Annotated in this window: 13 protein-coding genes; 7 read left to right on the forward strand and 6 right to left on the reverse strand. The window is 45.7% G+C overall.

Annotation, left to right across the window (positions count from 1 at the left end):
- Positions 1 to 42: 42 nt before the first annotated feature.
- From ACBP55_RS33525 to ACBP55_RS33540, 4 genes are all read right to left on the reverse strand, one after another.
- Positions 43 to 771, reverse strand: coding sequence for an anti-sigma factor domain-containing protein (locus tag ACBP55_RS33525; protein ID WP_464647893.1), 729 nt, complete (start codon positions 769 to 771; stop codon positions 43 to 45).
- Between the two features lie 4 nt (positions 772 to 775).
- A complete protein-coding gene (locus tag ACBP55_RS33530) occupies positions 776 to 1,342 on the reverse strand; it encodes a sigma-70 family RNA polymerase sigma factor (protein ID WP_029199385.1) in 567 nt (188 codons plus the stop codon).
- Positions 1,343 to 1,501: 159 nt separating this feature from the next.
- A complete protein-coding gene (locus ACBP55_RS33535; protein ID WP_464647895.1) occupies positions 1,502 to 3,184 on the reverse strand; it encodes a hypothetical protein in 1,683 nt (560 codons plus the stop codon).
- Positions 3,185 to 4,206: 1,022 nt separating this feature from the next.
- Positions 4,207 to 4,806, reverse strand: coding sequence for a nitroreductase family protein (locus tag ACBP55_RS33540; protein WP_464647897.1), 600 nt, complete (start codon positions 4,804 to 4,806; stop codon positions 4,207 to 4,209).
- Between the two features lie 236 nt (positions 4,807 to 5,042).
- Here ACBP55_RS33540 and ligD point away from each other — a divergent pair, with 236 nt between their 5' ends.
- Positions 5,043 to 5,927 (forward strand): non-homologous end-joining DNA ligase, encoded by an 885-nt coding sequence (gene ligD, locus ACBP55_RS33545; protein WP_464647899.1) that lies wholly within the window; start codon positions 5,043 to 5,045, stop codon positions 5,925 to 5,927.
- A gap of 28 nt (positions 5,928 to 5,955) precedes the next feature.
- Here ligD and cls read toward each other — a convergent pair whose 3' ends face one another.
- Positions 5,956 to 7,383 carry a cardiolipin synthase gene (gene cls / locus ACBP55_RS33550; RefSeq protein WP_464647901.1) on the reverse strand — a complete coding sequence of 476 codons (1,428 nt, stop codon included), beginning with the start codon at positions 7,381 to 7,383 and terminating at the stop codon, positions 5,956 to 5,958.
- 227 nt (positions 7,384 to 7,610) lie between these two features.
- Between cls and ACBP55_RS33555 the strand changes: the two genes are divergently transcribed.
- The 4 genes from ACBP55_RS33555 (at position 7,611) to ACBP55_RS33570 (ending at position 12,101) form a co-directional block, all read left to right on the forward strand.
- Complete coding sequence (locus tag ACBP55_RS33555; protein WP_464653526.1) at positions 7,611 to 9,263, forward strand: spore germination protein; 1,653 nt, start codon at positions 7,611 to 7,613, stop codon at positions 9,261 to 9,263.
- Entirely contained in the window at positions 9,250 to 10,425 is a 1,176-nt protein-coding gene (locus tag ACBP55_RS33560) for a Ger(x)C family spore germination protein (protein ID WP_464647903.1), read from the forward strand. Before ACBP55_RS33555 ends, ACBP55_RS33560 begins: the two co-directional genes overlap by 14 nt.
- A 2-nt stretch (positions 10,426 to 10,427) precedes the next feature.
- A complete protein-coding gene (locus tag ACBP55_RS33565) occupies positions 10,428 to 10,658 on the forward strand; it encodes a hypothetical protein (RefSeq protein WP_464647905.1) in 231 nt (76 codons plus the stop codon).
- 72 nt (positions 10,659 to 10,730) lie between these two features.
- A complete protein-coding gene (locus ACBP55_RS33570; RefSeq protein WP_464647907.1) occupies positions 10,731 to 12,101 on the forward strand; it encodes a GerAB/ArcD/ProY family transporter in 1,371 nt (456 codons plus the stop codon).
- A 220-nt stretch (positions 12,102 to 12,321) separates the two neighbouring features.
- Here ACBP55_RS33570 and ACBP55_RS33575 read toward each other — a convergent pair whose 3' ends face one another.
- Positions 12,322 to 13,413 carry a ParM/StbA family protein gene (locus tag ACBP55_RS33575; RefSeq protein ID WP_464647909.1) on the reverse strand — a complete coding sequence of 364 codons (1,092 nt, stop codon included), beginning with the start codon at positions 13,411 to 13,413 and terminating at the stop codon, positions 12,322 to 12,324.
- Positions 13,414 to 13,614: 201 nt separating this feature from the next.
- Here ACBP55_RS33575 and ACBP55_RS33580 point away from each other — a divergent pair, with 201 nt between their 5' ends.
- Positions 13,615 to 14,646, forward strand: coding sequence for a M23 family metallopeptidase (locus ACBP55_RS33580; RefSeq protein WP_464647911.1), 1,032 nt, complete (start codon positions 13,615 to 13,617; stop codon positions 14,644 to 14,646).
- Between the two features lie 5 nt (positions 14,647 to 14,651).
- The gene (locus ACBP55_RS33585) at positions 14,652 to 15,104 is read left to right on the forward strand and encodes a bactofilin family protein (protein ID WP_464647913.1); all 453 of its coding nucleotides are present in this window, start codon (positions 14,652 to 14,654) and stop codon (positions 15,102 to 15,104) included.
- Positions 15,105 to 15,176 lie beyond the last annotated feature (72 nt).

Below are 15,176 nucleotides of genomic sequence, written 5' to 3' on the forward strand. Positions count from 1 at the left end.
AACACAACTAGTAGTTTAACCTTAACCAATTCGGAGTATGAGCTACGAAGTGCCCAGTATCTTCTTCCCGCGCGGCTGCAAACCATTCGGATCCGGTTCTAACGTAACGCCAAAGGAGTCAATTTGGAAATCCTTCACCTTGACAGGGATGCTGTATGTCAGCACACCAGTACCCTTCTCGTCTACTCGGAGCGTCCCGCAATTGTATCGCTTCCCGCTTCGGTTATACCAAACCTGATACGCCCAATCCCCTTGGGTTTCCTTGAGACCTTGCAGATTAATGACCACATTGTGGACATCGCCATTTTGCAGCACCCAAGCTGTGCCAGAGGCTGTTGGCATCGTACTTTCAACGGATTTCAATTGAAATGTATGCACGATTTCTGCGGGTTGATTTAAGGCGGGGTTGGCTGAAAAGTTTTTGGGTTGTTGATTATTCCACCATACGCCTACAACAAGGCCTAAGATAATGGCAGCAGCTCCGCCATACACCCATTTGAACGAACGTTTCTTCTTTACTTTCTTCTTGATCGCTTTGAGTTCGGTTGGGACAATAGACTGCATAACTTGTTGTTTCAAATCCGCAGGGACTTCCACTTCTTCCATCTCAAAAGGAAGTGCCTGCCAGACCTCCTGCAGCTCGCTTAATTCTTCCCGGCATGTGACACAAGTTCGCAGATGCCGTTCGAAAGCAGCGCGTTCCCACTCCGTACAGTCGCCTGTCAAATAATTGACAAGATAACTGCATTCCACAGTCTCCTGTTCTTTCATTACGTCATCCCTCCCTCAGTGATGTCAGATGCTTCCGAAGTATTTTCAACCCTTGATGCAAACGGCTTTTTATCGTACCAAGCGGCTCATTCGTTTGAGTCGCTATTTCGCTTAGAGAATACCCTTGCCAGTACATCATGTCGATCAATTGAATTTGGCTATCCGACAAATGCACATAGGCCTCTTGAATTTGCTCTCCTATCCATTTACGTGACATGACCGATTCTGGATCAGGATCACTCGAAATAAGCGTATGTTCCCACTCTCTGGGCTCAAATTGGATCACTTGATCAAGTCTACGCTTCTTGCGCAAGCAATCAATGGTGATATTACGGGTAACCGTGATCACCCAGTTGACGAATGCACCTTTGCTTGCGTCATAGCCTTTTTCAGTGGTCCAAAGACGTGTGAAAACAAGCTGAACAATTTCTCTGGCCGCTTGCTCTTCCTTCATGGATTTCAGCGCAAATGAATACACCAGCTTCGCATAGCGATCATAAAGCTCTTCTAAGGCAGGATGATGCTTAGCCATCACCAGCTTCATGAGCTCACCATCTGTTCGATTTCGCATAATTCGGTACACCCCGAGTCGAAATGAAGTTTATTATCTTTCTACCTTATCGCCAGCTAGACAACTTGGCAATAGCTTTATAGAAAAAAGAGCGCTCCAACTCAGCTGCATTTACCAGCATGTTGGAGCGCCATAAACTTGCAGAATCGACTGAGGCTGTTATCTTGCTATAGTTTGAGCTGGATCGAGGACGAACCAGACTTTTCCTACATTTTGCCCAGTAGTATCGCCAGGGTTGTGATCTTTGATCCAGTAGTAAAGCGGCCAGCCTTTATATGTGCTTTGTTTCGTGCCATCGTTTCGAGTAAGGGTACCGAAATCGCTGCTAGATAGATCCGAGGAAACCGTAAGGCTCGCATCATAGAAGATCGGCCAGTTAACCAAACATTGACCTACGCAGGAGTTAGGGTCCGCTTTATCTTTTGTAAACAAGTACAAAGCCATGCCGTTCTGATCTACCAAATACGTGCCAAGAGCGTCGGATTTACTTGTTTTAACAGAGGTGTTCGCAACTTTGGTGCCACTGAATTTGGCGGGATCAATCACGTACCAGACTTTACCAACATCTTGACCTAATGTGTCTCCCATTTTCTTATCATCTACCCAATAATACAGAGGGAAACCTTTGTACGTTGTTTGCATTTTGCCATCTGCACGAATGAGAGTGCCGAAATCAGCTGAATTGACTCCCGTTGGAGGCGCAATATTAGGTGCGTAGAATAATGGCCACTTCTCCAAGCATTTACCGGAGCAATTGCTGACACCTTTCGTGTCTTTATCATAGTAGTAAAGTGCCATGCCGTTCGCATCTGTCAAATAATTGCCTAGATCGGCTTTGGTGCCTAGCGCCACGCCGCCATTCGAGGGTTTAATAACGAACCAGACCTTACCAACGTTATCTCCCGTGGTATCTCCGGCTTTTTGATCCTTAACGAAGTAGTATAAAGGCCAGCCTTTGTAGGTCAGTTGTTCTTTGCCGTCAGCACGCACGAACACTTTGAAATCTGCTGCGCTAAACTCCGCAGGAACCGTAAAGTTATTGCCGTTAAAGATCGGCCAGTTGGCCAAACATTGGCCCACACATGAATTCACATCCGCTGCGTCTTTGGTAAAATAATAAAGCGTCATGCCTTTGGAGTCCGTCAGATAACTACCCAACGTATCGCTTTGCTTCAAGCTGAGTTCTTCGTTTTTCAGCACATCGAGCTTCGTCGCACTGATTTTACCTTTATCCATCAAATCGACGGCTAGTGTTTTCACAGTACCTTTGATAGGTACCTTCAAAGCTTCGATAGTTGCTGTAGCGATATGTAAGTTTTTGAATTGCTTCACATTAGCAATCCTGGATAAGCCATTTTTCGAGGCAAAAGTAAATACGTTCGCGTACTCGAAATCCGTACCTTGCGTGTAACCTAGCGATTCCAACAGAACCTTATAATACTGCTGCGCTGTAATTCCTGATAGCGGTTCAAATTTATCATCGCCGGTTCCTTGCCAGCCAAGACTCGGGTTCGCTTTCAAATAACCTAGAATCGCTTGGTTTTCTTTGGAAACGCTGCTAGCATCCTTGAAGCTAGTAGTACCGGTGTAAGCTAAAGCTTCGGCTTCCAAACCTTTTAATCTTAAGGACATCACCGCGGCTTGCAGCCTAGTGGTTGGCTTGTTTAAGTATTCAGCCGTCAGCCCATTGCCCTCTCCTTGAAGGATACCCAGATCCCCTGCTATATCCGTTTCGGATTTGACCTTCAGAGGCTCAGCCGCAGCTGCTGATAGAGCCGTCACTCCCGCCATAAGACCCAGTAACACTAGGGAAGATACGAATACTTTTTTAAAATTACCCATGCTCGATTACTCCTCCTTAAATTTTCTATCTAAGGTAACGTCGCGGAGCTGCAAGCGGTTTTATGAATTATGAGTGGCGGACAATTTATTTAAGCAAGATTACGTTAGCTTGAAAAATGGCGCTTGTGAAAGTTTGGTTTTCGAGCCTGTTTGCTGAGAGCGCCGTAATGGACTTCTCACCGTCGATAAAGTAGCAAAGTGTCGCTGAGAAGTCCGAAAAGGACTTCTCCAAGCCAGAAGGATGCTAGTTGACTACAATTGTTTGCTGAGAGAGCCGTAATGGACTTCTCACCGTCGATAAAGTAGCAAAGTGTTGCTGAGAAGTCCGAAAAAGACTTCTCGGAGCCAGAAGGATGCTTGTTTACCACAAATGTTTGCTGAGAGAGCCGTAATGGACTTCTCACCGTCGATAAAGTAGCAAAGTGTCGCTGAGAAGTCCGAAAAAGACTTCTCGGAGCCAGAAGGATGCTTGTTAACCACAAATGTTTGCTGAGAGAGCCGTAATGGACTTCTCACCGTCGATAAAGTAGCAAAGTGTTGCTGAGAAGTCCGAAAAAGACTTCTCGGAGCCAGAAGGATGCTTGTTAACCACAAATGTTTGCTGAGAGAGCCGTAATGGACTTCTCACCGTCGATAAAGTAGCAAAGTGTTGCTGAGAAGTCCGAAAAGGACTTCTCCAAGCCAGAAGGATGCTAGTTGACCACAATTGTTTGCTGAGAGAGCCGTAATGGACTTCTCACCGTCAATAAAGTAGCAAAGTGTCGCTGAGAAGTCCGAAAAAGACTTCTCGGCGTCAGAATGATGCTTGTTTACCACAAATGTTTGCTGAGAGAGCCGTAATGGACTTCTCACCGTCGATAAAGTAGCAAAGTGTCGCTGAGAAGTCCGCAAAGGACTTCTCGAAGCCAAAATGAATATAACTGTCTGGTTTTGTTCTTCAACACAAAAAACCACCCCACCGTCAAAGGACGAATGGGATGGCTTTTTTATAAGGACGAATTAATGACTAGACTCACATTTTCTTATTGAAAAAACTTCACGCGGTCTTCGAGTGGTTGGAACTCTTTATCACCCGGTGTAAAAGTTGGTTTACCGAATGGCATTTGGGCAAGCAGCTTCCACTCGCTTGGAAGGTTCCACGTTTGGGCAACTTCCTCATTAATCAGAGGATTGTAGTGCTGCAGCGATGCGCCAAGACCTTCTTGCTCAAGCGCCGTCCATACTACAAATTGCAGCATGCCTGAGGATTGGTTGGACCAGATCGGGAAATTGTCAGCGTAAGCAGCAAATTGCTTTTGCAGATTCTCTACGGTTGTCTCATCTTCAAAGAACAACACAGTTCCATACCCGCTTTTGAAACTATTGATACGTTCCTCTGTTGGCGCGAAGCTGTCAGCTGGTACGATCTTTCTCAGGGTTTCCTTCGTAATGTTCCACAATTTATCGGATTGCTCGCCGAATAAGACAACAACTCTTGCGCTTTGTGAGTTAAAAGACGACGGTGTATGTTTCACTGCCTCATTCACAATCTCTTGGATGCGTTCATTCGAAACGACCACTTCTTTGCTCAGTCCATAGTACGTGCGTCTTTCTTTTACTGCAGCTAAAAATGAGTTACTCATATTTATCTCTCCTCCGCTTCTATCTTCTGATAGAATTAAGTTTTAATTTACAAATAAGAATCAACTTCCACTTTATATGTTACTTACTAAATATTATTAACTTTCATAAGTATCGTTTAAATCCATCTTTTTGTCAAGCAAAATTTCATGACATTTCAAAAGGTCGTTGAAGTTTGAGATCCCTCCCCGCGGGGAATAATCGGATGTAAATCCATATCAGGAGGGACGAATGATACATGGCGGTCACAACCAAAGGAACTCTGCTCGTGGAAGGGCATGAGCTGACGATTACGAACCCGAATAAGCTTCTATGGCCTGAAATGGGCATTACCAAGGCCGATTATCTCGCTAAATTAACCGAGTTGTCTCCTTACCTGCTGCGCTACTGCCGTAATCGCCACTTAACAACGATTCGTTTCCCTAACGGGTATAATGAAAAATCCTTTTATCAAAAAAATGCCCCCGATCCGGTACCTAGCTTCGTGAAGCTGGCGCCGCTGGATGGCATTAATTACATCAATCTAGACTCCTTACCCACCCTGATTTGGCTGGGTAATTTGGCTTGTTTGGAGTTTCATCCCTCCTTCCACCGAATTGGCGAGACGCTGCCCGCAGAATGGGTGATCGATATCGATCCTTCGCTAGAGGAAGAGCCGCGTATTATGGAGGCTGCCCACATCATTGGAGAAGTGTTGGATTCACTCCATATTCAGTCGATTCCCAAAACCTCAGGCGCTACGGGTGTTCAGATCTACATCCCTATTCAGCATGGCTACACATTTGAGCAGCTTCGCCGTATCGGTCATTTTATTGGCGCCTTTGTCGTAAAGAAATATCCCAATCTTTTTACCATCGAAAGGTTCAAGAAAAATCGCGGCGATAAAATTTACGTAGACTATTTACAGCATTGGTATGGAAAAACTTTATCCGCACCTTACACACCACGCGCCAAAAAGGACGCCTCTGTTTCCACCCCCCTGTTATGGAAAGAGGTTGAGCTGCGTCCTAACATCCGCGATTTCAACTTAAATACGGTGATGAACCGTTTGAAAACGTATGGCGACCTCATTGAGCAGGTCCCTCCACAAAATTTGAACGCCATTTTAGACCGTCTCAAATAATACAGTAGCCTTCTACAGAACTACTTTATTAAAACAAAGGGGATAATAATCGCGCAATGACTTCCTTCCCCTTTTCCAAGCGGGATCTCATCTCAAATTCAGCTAATTTCAACTCAACACTCTCCTTCAAATCCTTTAAAAAATCAGCCTCTAAGCGCTTAATTTCATCCTTATTAAACATTACGGCATTCAATTCAAAGTTGCTAAAAAAGCTGCGCATATCCACGTTCGCCGTACCTACTGTAGCCATCAAGTAGTCAATGATCATGACCTTGGCGTGCATGAAGCCTTTGCGATATAGATAGAACTGTACCCCCGCCTGCATCAGCTCAAGCAGATATGATCGCGATGCGTACTGAACGATTTGGGAATCTGATTTATAAGGGAGTATAATACGGACATCGACACCGCTGATTACCGCAGTTTTGAGTGCCATCGTGATGCTGGGATCTGGTATAAAGTATGGCGTAGTCATGTAAATTCGCTTCTTTGCTGCCATAATGCCTGCGAAAAACATCTCCTGAATAGCATCCCAGTGGGCATCTGGACCGCTTGAAATAACCTGGACCAACGAAGCTTGCGGTTCATTATGCTCAGGAAATAACGTTTCTTCAACCAACCGCTCCCCGCTAACGAACATCCAATCTGTCATAAAGGTCTGCTGCAAATAATAGACCGAGTCACCGTGCAGCATGAGATGGGTATCCCGCCAGAAACCAAGCTTTCGATCTTTCCCTAAGTATTCATCGGCAATATTAATACCGCCAACGAACCCTACCAAGCCATCAACGACAATAATTTTCCGATGATTACGATAGTTCATTCGTTTATCGAAGAAGGCAATGAGCGGCCGCAAGAAAGGATGCACGTCAACCCCAGCTTGCTTAAACTTATTGATGTAAGCCGTAGAAAGTGTATAGCTGCCTACCCCGTCATAAATAACTCTGACCTTGACACCCTCCTTCGCCTTACGGATCAGAAGTTCTTGAAATTTCACACCAGTTTCATCATGTCTTATCGTATAAAATTCAAAATGGATATGACTTCTCGCCTGTTCAATCGCCTTTATCATAGCCTCGTAAGTGACTTCCCCATTGGTCAGCACCTCTACTCGATTTTTCGGTGTTATGGGTGAGCCCGGAATGTTATGGAGCAGTCCACAAAGTCGCGGTTCTTCGAACAGCTGATAATTCCCCGCATTGTTCGCTATCGACGCCGATTCCTTATACATCCATTGATGTTTAATTTCATCCATCTTGCGACGTCCTCTGCGCCTAACCATTTTCCTTTGGGTATATTCCTTAGCTAAGAAATAGTACATGATAAATCCGATGATTGGAAAAATAAACAATACGAGCAGCCAGGCTACCGTCTTAGCCGGTCGTTTGTATTCGCCGATCAGAATCGTGGCGGTCTGAAAGATGAATAGCAGCAGTAGTATGACAACCCACAACAATAGCTTCATCTCCTCTACCAATTTCCCCGTATTTCTTGTCCTGATAGCTTTTGCCAAGGGCTTCTCATCTATACCCATCCTTCAGTCTGGACTCGACCAAATAAAATTTTCCAACTTTCGTAATAAAATCCTTTCATTTCGAGAAAAATAAGAAACGCATTCCTATAATCTTCATCCAGATTGTGGCAGGAGGGCCAAACGCAATGGTTAAAGCATCCAAACAATTGATGAAAAGTATCCTGCGTAAACGCCCGTCAGACAGGCTCGGTGAGAATGATGAGCAATCGGAGCTTATTGATTCGCTTGATTATCATTTCATCGAAGAACTTAAGGAAACTAGATTATCACTTCTTCTACATGAAAATCATGAATTTATTAAAGCCATGTTTCAGGACTGCTCTGATGTTGTTGTCCGTGAATTCGAGATCGAGCCGCACATTCCGGCACTGCTTCTCTTCGTTGATGGACTAACTAACACCCAACTGCTCAACGAAACGATGAAATCGTTAATGATTCTGGGTGGCGGCCAAACAGCGATCGACCGCATCGCAGGCACGATACTGCCGGTGTCTCAGACACAGATCTCCGATAATTACGGAGACCTGCTCGTTTCTGTTTTGGGCGGGGATGCCGCCCTGCTCGTAGAAGGCAACGCGACAGCCATTCTGCTTGGTATTCGCGGTACAGATAAGCGCTCCGTTGGCGAGCCGGAAACGGAAACTGTCGTACGCGGACCGAAAGAGGGCTTCGTGGAGAGCATTCGCACGAACACCTCTATGATCCGCCGCAAACTAAAGACGCCTAGACTCAAGATGAAATCCATGAGCGTCGGCAAAGAGAGCAATACCGCTCTTGTCGTCTGTTATCTCGACGATTTGGCAATGCCCTCCCTGATTGAGGAAGTGGTCAAGCGGATTGAGCAAATCAAGATCGATGCCATTTTGGAATCAGGCATGCTTGAAGAACTCATCCAAGATGATGCGTATTCGCCCTTTCCACAGATCCAATACACAGAACGGCCAGACGTTGTTGCTAGTGCTCTCCTACAAGGACGAGTGGCCATTCTCGTTGATGGCACACCCTTTGCGCTCATCGTCCCTTTCGTATTTATACAGGTTATGCAAGCGAGTGAGGATTATTATGAACGATTCCAAATCGGTACACTATTACGCTTGCTGCGTTACATCTTCTTGTTTCTGTCGCTCACGGCACCTGCTCTGTATGTCGCTATAACGACCTACCACCATGAACTACTACCGACAACACTGATGCTAAGTGTTGCCGCCGCCCGTGAAGCGATTCCGTTCCCAGCCGTTGTTGAGGCGTTCATCATGGAAATTACATTCGAAGCTTTACGCGAAGCAGGTATCCGATTGCCCAAAGCGGTCGGCTCCGCTGTCTCCATCTTAGGTGCGCTCGTTGTTGGACAAGCCGCTGTTCAAGCCGGCATCGTTTCCGCACCGATTGTCATCGTCGTATCCATTACCGGGATTGCTTCATTCACCATCCCGCGCTATAACGGCGCTATCGCTATTCGGATGCTGCGTTTTCCTTTTCTAATCATTGCCTCCGTATTCGGTTTCTACGGAATTATCTTTTGCTTGATGATATTATTTGGACATATGGCGAATTTACGTTCCTTCGGAGTGCCTTATTTATCCCCATTAGGACCGTTATCCGCTGGAGACTTACAAGATTCGCTGATTCGCTCTCCTTCGTGGGCGATGGAGAAACGTCCTGCATTTATGGCGATTCAAGATACAGAGCACATGGATAGCAAGCTGCCTCAGCAAATCAAGGAGGACGGAGGCGTAGACGGAAGCAGAATTCAGCATGAGCATAAAGCGAGTGAGGAGGGCAATTCAAATGACTCATCGTAGGCGTATTTTCGTGTTTGGGATGATGATCACCCTCGTGCTGACATTCCTGACAGGCTGTTGGGATCGTACCGAAACTAACGATATCGCCTTTGTGCTCACCTCCTCCATTGATCTAGAGGACGACGGCAAGTATCGCGTTACCTTTATGCTCCCCCTCCCCGGTTCCATGGGCGGCGCCAGCGGGGGTGGAGGCGGTACGAGTGGAGGGGGTAAAAGTTATTATTTAGATTCGGAGGTCGGAACGACGATACGCGACGCAACAAGTAAACTGCAGATGCGAATATCGCGCAGACTGTTTCTGTCTCATCGACGTACGATCGTCCTAGGCGAAAAGCTTGCCAAGGCAGGCATTGGCATCATGTTTGACGATGCGGCACGGACACCGGAGAGTCGGCTGACCTGCTTTCTCGTCGTAACGAAGGGCAAAGGCTACGACCTGCTGAATGCGGAGCCCAAGTTTGAACGTTTTCCCTCCGAAGTCATTCGCGAAATAACCAAATCGCGCCGCGCGATGGCGACATCCACGAAGGATATTGGCCTTGCGCTTAGCTTTAACAGTGATCCTATTTTGAGCTACCTCGAAGCCAAGGAAACTCAAGGAGCCAAGAAGCCCTCTCAAGAAATTCAGTTAGTCGGCTATGGTCAGTTCAAAGGAGACCGAATGGTTGGCATTTACAAGAACCAGGAGGCGAATGGACTCATGTGGCTGAGAAACTATGTTAGAGAGCATCTTCTCACTTTTCCGTTCGAATCAGGCAAAGATATTTCCATTCTAGTTAAAGAGGGACATACCGATATCAAACCTATACTGCAAGGGGACAAGGTGATCTTTCAACTTAAGTTGGAGGCTAAAGGGGTCATTGGTGAAGATTTATCCGAACAAGATCTCAACAAGTCGGAAGCCATCCACAAGGTGGAGCGTAAATTCGCAGAGCAAGTGAAGAAATGCGTCCTAGCCGCCATTAAGCAAATGCAAAAGGAAGGGACCGATTCAGCGCAACTGGGTTTAATGATTTGGAGAAGTCATCCTAACACTTGGAACAACGGTTTAAAAGAACGGTGGCGAGATGTGTTTAAAGAAGCTGAATTCCGCATCCAAGTTGAAGCCTCTATCACCGAAACCGGTCTTATCAATCAGAATGTGACCAAAGATGGGAGATAGACATGAACAGCATATTTATACTAAGTTTTCTATTCATTATGATTGCCAGCCTTTTGATAGACCGCAAGGAACTTAAGCATCAGAGAGGCAGCGTAAAGGCGGCATATGGGTTAATTACCTGTGTCACATTCGTACTCTTTATCACCAAATATTTACACATACCGATTCCGATGCCATCGCGCTTCTTTATCCACACGGTCTCCCCTTGGTTTAGTCATTTTATGGGCATTTGATTGCAATTTAGCATCAATAACTCAATGATTCAGTGATCAGCCCTTGAAGCAATCGAAAAGGCGGTGTCCTTCATGGATAAAAAACAAGTGATTAACCAGAGACAGCTGGCGTGGCTGGCCTCATCCATCATCACAAGCGGAGGCATCTTTACGTTGCAAAATGTATTGATTCGAGTAAGTGAGATGGATGCGTGGTTCAGCTATATCCTATCTGTTTTCTATATATTTGTGATTGCAGCCTTTTTTGGATATTTAGTGAAGATGTTTCCCAAGCTGAATATTTTCGAAATATCCATACATTTGCTAGGGCGCTGGGGCGGTACTGTCGTCAATCTGATGATTTTGTTCCACTTCTGGCAAATTCTCGTGCAGGATTTGTCTTCCGCATCGAAATATAATTCCACGTTGTTGCTGCACAACACACCCGTGGAAATCTTAGTTCTGGTGCCCTGTTTGTATTTGATTTATTTTGGGAGAAGCAGCGTGGAAATCGTCGCTCGCGTCAACGATATGTTTTATCCTCTCTTCGTCATCGTAACTTTGTTGATGCCACTCTTGCTGTCGAACGAATTCAACCTTCAGCTCGCTATGCCCGTTCTCACAATGCCGTTCAAACAATTGGCCTTCAGTAACCTGCTTGCCATCGGAAGCGCGGGTGATATTTTCATTCTCGGCGCCTTTCTGCACACGATGTACAACGCAAATCAAATCCGTTCCGCTATCCGACACGGATCCTTGCTCGGTATTGGCCTGTTCACGCTGATCATTTTTTTGGTACTTACCGTTTTGGGACCGAAAATGCCTGCGAATTTCATATATCCCGCTTACAATTTGGTGCAAGTGATTCATGTGACGGATTTCCTCGATCGGCTTGATATCGTTCTCCTGACCATCTGGTTACCCGTTCTAGCTTGCAAAATGATCGCCATTTATTTAGCGATTCTCTTAGGCATTAGCTCGATCATCAAGGAGCGCAACTATCCCGTCATTAACAAGCAGGTCGCCCTCTTGGTGGCGTTTACGACGATTCTATCGTTCAAGAGTATCACGGAACTGCTCGCCTTCGCGAATTTCAGCATGCCGCTCATCGTTCTGGGATATCAGCCTTTTGTCATCGGCATCCTCTTGGCTGCCGCGAGGATCAAGCTCCGGAAGCAGCCACAACCAGCGGTGCCGCCCAGGGAGAATGGGAATTCTAATAAAACTCCTCCCGAGCAGATGACCAAGACCAGTGTACGATTCTCCTACAAGCAATGGTTATGGCTGGGCAATATCCTGATCATCTTCTCCACTGTCTGCATCGTCATCGGACTTGCCTTCGGTAAGTATAAGCCGATCATGAGCACGGCCTGCGCAATGTGTTTTGCTTGTTGTTTATTCCTTACAGTCCTGACAACTTATATGGAGGTGAACCTTTCGAAGCAACCAGATGTTGGTAAATGATTTAGGAACAATCGAATAATTAATTGCAAGTTATTAATCGGTTGTTCCTTAGCGGCAAAAAAATGCATGAGAAAACCTCTATCGAGGCCATTCGAAGATGAGCGACCGCGTTTAATTGTAGGTTTTATCGCCAATAAGAAAGTCAGGTTTTCTGTTAGAAAAAACTTATACTTTCTTATGTGGAAAAAAAACGCACCCGCATAACAGGCACGTTAAATGATTAGACAGGAACTGACTGACTTGACCGACTTTTGGCCACTTTCAAGTAGCCATACATATTTAGATATTCGCTGTCATTCGCGAATCGCAGTTTTAATGACCCTGCAGCTTCTTGGATGTACGGTTTCAGCGCAGAGGCACCTCCACCAATCACATAGAAGCACTGAATATCGGGATATTTGCGCCAGCGCTTTTTGATCATTTCAATCATACGCAAAGCCGCACGGCGGAAATGTTGATCCACGATCGGTCGAATATCGACCTGACCTTCGCCAAGAAGTTGAATCGTAAATTCACGATTCTTCACTCGCTGCACCAGCTTCGCGCGGCTTGGAAACACGTAGCCATAAGCATCTTCGACATCGCGAATGACGGCATCCAGATAGGTGGCGATACCAATTTGCTCGCCATGGCTGAAGTGATTGTCAATCGCCATCCGTTTGATAACAGGGAAGTCCGTTGTCAGAGCACCGATTTCGCAAACGCCGATGCAGCCGTTGTAAATCTCTTCATCCTTGACTTGCAAGCTGTCATGCGTTGCCAAATGGAACACAGCTGCGGCCCCTTCAATGGAGACTGCAACCTTGCGAACCGATACTTTAATCTTGCGATTTTGGAATTGTGGAGTGGATAGGAACGTCACTTCATGCTCACCAAGAAGTCTTTGCTCGAATTGCTGATTGAACTTCGCAAACGCACGAACAGGCAAACCGGTTCCGAGCGAATATTCGACTTCGTCTACATTTCCGTATCCAGCATTAAAGGCTTGGTGGGTGAGACCTTGATAAGCTAGTGCAGTAAGCGCAACAATAAGGGATTGATCCGATATCGCTTTATTATCTGTGTCTTCAAGCTCCAAGTTATCTTCGTGTTCCAAAGCAAGTTGTCCGACGAAATAACGTTGATTTCTTTGTGAAAGGGATGGACTGTAAATCATTACATCCAGCGCTTTCAATGGTGAATCTTCTTCCTGCAAAATATGTCTTTCGTATCCCGGCGCAATGATATTCGGGATCACTAGCGGTTCTCTAGAACCATCCAGCACCAGTTTAATACTATCGTTCCCTATATCGATACCTGCAAGCTTTATCATTAGCGGCTCCACTCCATATCTACAACTTCCTGTATTTGTTAAGTACATTCGATTATATCCGACAGGATTCCTTCCTACTTTCGACTCATTTTATCTAGGACCAATAGGTATTAGGAAGGTTTTTATCAGAATATGACGAATGAAGTACAGGAATATTGAACTTTACCAAATTCAACCACGACAGGAGACAATTAAGCCTTTATGAAGCTCAACTGGAAACCAAAAAAACTGACGCTAGTCATCATTCCAGATGCTAATCAATCGGTCGTCAGGTTTCGTATTCCCCATCTATTCGCTTATATCGCTGCAGCATGCTTATCCGTGCTGCTGCTAATTTCTATAATCACTTATGCGATGCATGCAAGCACCTTGAAAGAGGCTAGCGCTCTGCAGTCTAAGCTAACAGGAGCTAACCAGCAATGGAGTGCTGCATTAAATTCCAAAGACAAGGCCATCGAACAATTACAGAATGAAGTGATTCAACTGTCTCAGCAAGCCGAACAGATGAAAACAAAAGTCGAAGAGATGAAGAAATTCGAAAGTGATCTCAAATCGATTGCCGGGATCGACGCAAACACAACCGGGACAGCCGTTGCCAGCACGTCACCCAGCACACAGGATAAACCTGCGGATGCAGATGGAAAGCTCCCTGCCCTTGACAGCGGCATTGGCGGAAGTCCTAATCCAGCTTCTCAGGAAGACATTATAAAGCTTGGCGAACAGACGTTAGCTTCCTTCACGGCACTTAACAGCGAAGTGAATGAGCTTCAAACGAGCTTAACCGTAACGAAGCAAAAGGTTGCCGATAAGCAGCAATTGCTTCGCATAACCCCTACCCTGTGGCCAACTACCACTAAGGTCGTCACATCGACGTTCGGTTACCGTACGGACCCTTTTACGCATCGTCCAAGCTTTCATTCCGGCATTGATTTCGGTGCCCGTGAGAATGATCCTGTCTATGCGACCGCAGACGGCACAGTCGTCAGCACGGGGAACGATATGTTCCACGGCAACAATATCGTCATCGAGCATTCTAAGGGATTACGCACTTGGTACATGCATTTAAATAAAATTTTAGTGAATAAGGGAGATTCCGTGGAAAAAGGTAGTTCTATTGGCCTAGTCGGCTCCACGGGACGCAGTACCGGACCTCATCTGCACTATGAAGTACTCAAAAATGGGGAAAGCATCGATCCCAAACCTTATCTCAAAGCGACTCGAAAGGATGAATAACCACCATGTTTAAGAAAAAGAAAGACTTCATGAATCCGAATACAACCGACACTTTGATTGGAGAAGGCACAACCTTTGAAGGCCGCATCAAATCAGCAGCGAGCATTCGCATTGAAGGCGGCATTACAGGTGATATCGAGTGCGCAGGGGATGTTATTATTGGGGAAAATGGCGTTGTAAAATCCAATATTTCGGCAAGAGACGTTGTATTGGCAGGAAATGTGCAGGGTAATATCATCACCAAGGGCAAGCTGACAATTACTTCTACAGGTTCCCTTCAAGGCAATATTAGCGCGGCTTCCTTTGTTATTGAAGAAGGTGGACAATTCCAAGGAAATAGTAAAATGGACTCGAAAACATCTTCATCAGCTCCTATTCAAAACGGTGAGCAAGAGAACGGGAATAAACCTGCCTCATCCGCCAATGGGGCCTTTAAGGGGAATACGGTTGCAATGTAAGGGTCTCGCCTAGGCTTTGGGGTTAGGTGCATGATATAATAGTTGGAAATTCATTTCTAACTGATGCAGGAG

The sequence above is a fragment of the Paenibacillus sp. WG02 genome (genome assembly GCF_055396115.1).

What these genes read in the sequence shown, in the direction of transcription:
- ACBP55_RS33525 (WP_464647893.1), bottom strand. Translation starts at nt 771, where the DNA reads ATGAAAGAACAGGAGACTGTGGAATGCAGTTATCTTGTCAATTATTTG.
- ACBP55_RS33530 (WP_029199385.1), bottom strand. Translation starts at nt 1,342, where the DNA reads ATGCGAAATCGAACAGATGGTGAGCTCATGAAGCTGGTGATGGCTAAG.
- ACBP55_RS33535 (WP_464647895.1), bottom strand. Translation starts at nt 3,184, where the DNA reads ATGGGTAATTTTAAAAAAGTATTCGTATCTTCCCTAGTGTTACTGGGT.
- ACBP55_RS33540 (WP_464647897.1), bottom strand. Translation starts at nt 4,806, where the DNA reads ATGAGTAACTCATTTTTAGCTGCAGTAAAAGAAAGACGCACGTACTAT.
- ligD (WP_464647899.1), top strand. Translation starts at nt 5,043, where the DNA reads ATGGCGGTCACAACCAAAGGAACTCTGCTCGTGGAAGGGCATGAGCTG.
- ACBP55_RS33555 (WP_464653526.1), top strand. Translation starts at nt 7,611, where the DNA reads ATGAAAAGTATCCTGCGTAAACGCCCGTCAGACAGGCTCGGTGAGAAT.
- ACBP55_RS33560 (WP_464647903.1), top strand. Translation starts at nt 9,250, where the DNA reads ATGACTCATCGTAGGCGTATTTTCGTGTTTGGGATGATGATCACCCTC.
- ACBP55_RS33565 (WP_464647905.1), top strand. Translation starts at nt 10,428, where the DNA reads ATGAACAGCATATTTATACTAAGTTTTCTATTCATTATGATTGCCAGC.
- ACBP55_RS33570 (WP_464647907.1), top strand. Translation starts at nt 10,731, where the DNA reads ATGGATAAAAAACAAGTGATTAACCAGAGACAGCTGGCGTGGCTGGCC.
- ACBP55_RS33575 (WP_464647909.1), bottom strand. Translation starts at nt 13,413, where the DNA reads ATGATAAAGCTTGCAGGTATCGATATAGGGAACGATAGTATTAAACTG.
- ACBP55_RS33580 (WP_464647911.1), top strand. Translation starts at nt 13,615, where the DNA reads ATGAAGCTCAACTGGAAACCAAAAAAACTGACGCTAGTCATCATTCCA.
- ACBP55_RS33585 (WP_464647913.1), top strand. Translation starts at nt 14,652, where the DNA reads ATGTTTAAGAAAAAGAAAGACTTCATGAATCCGAATACAACCGACACT.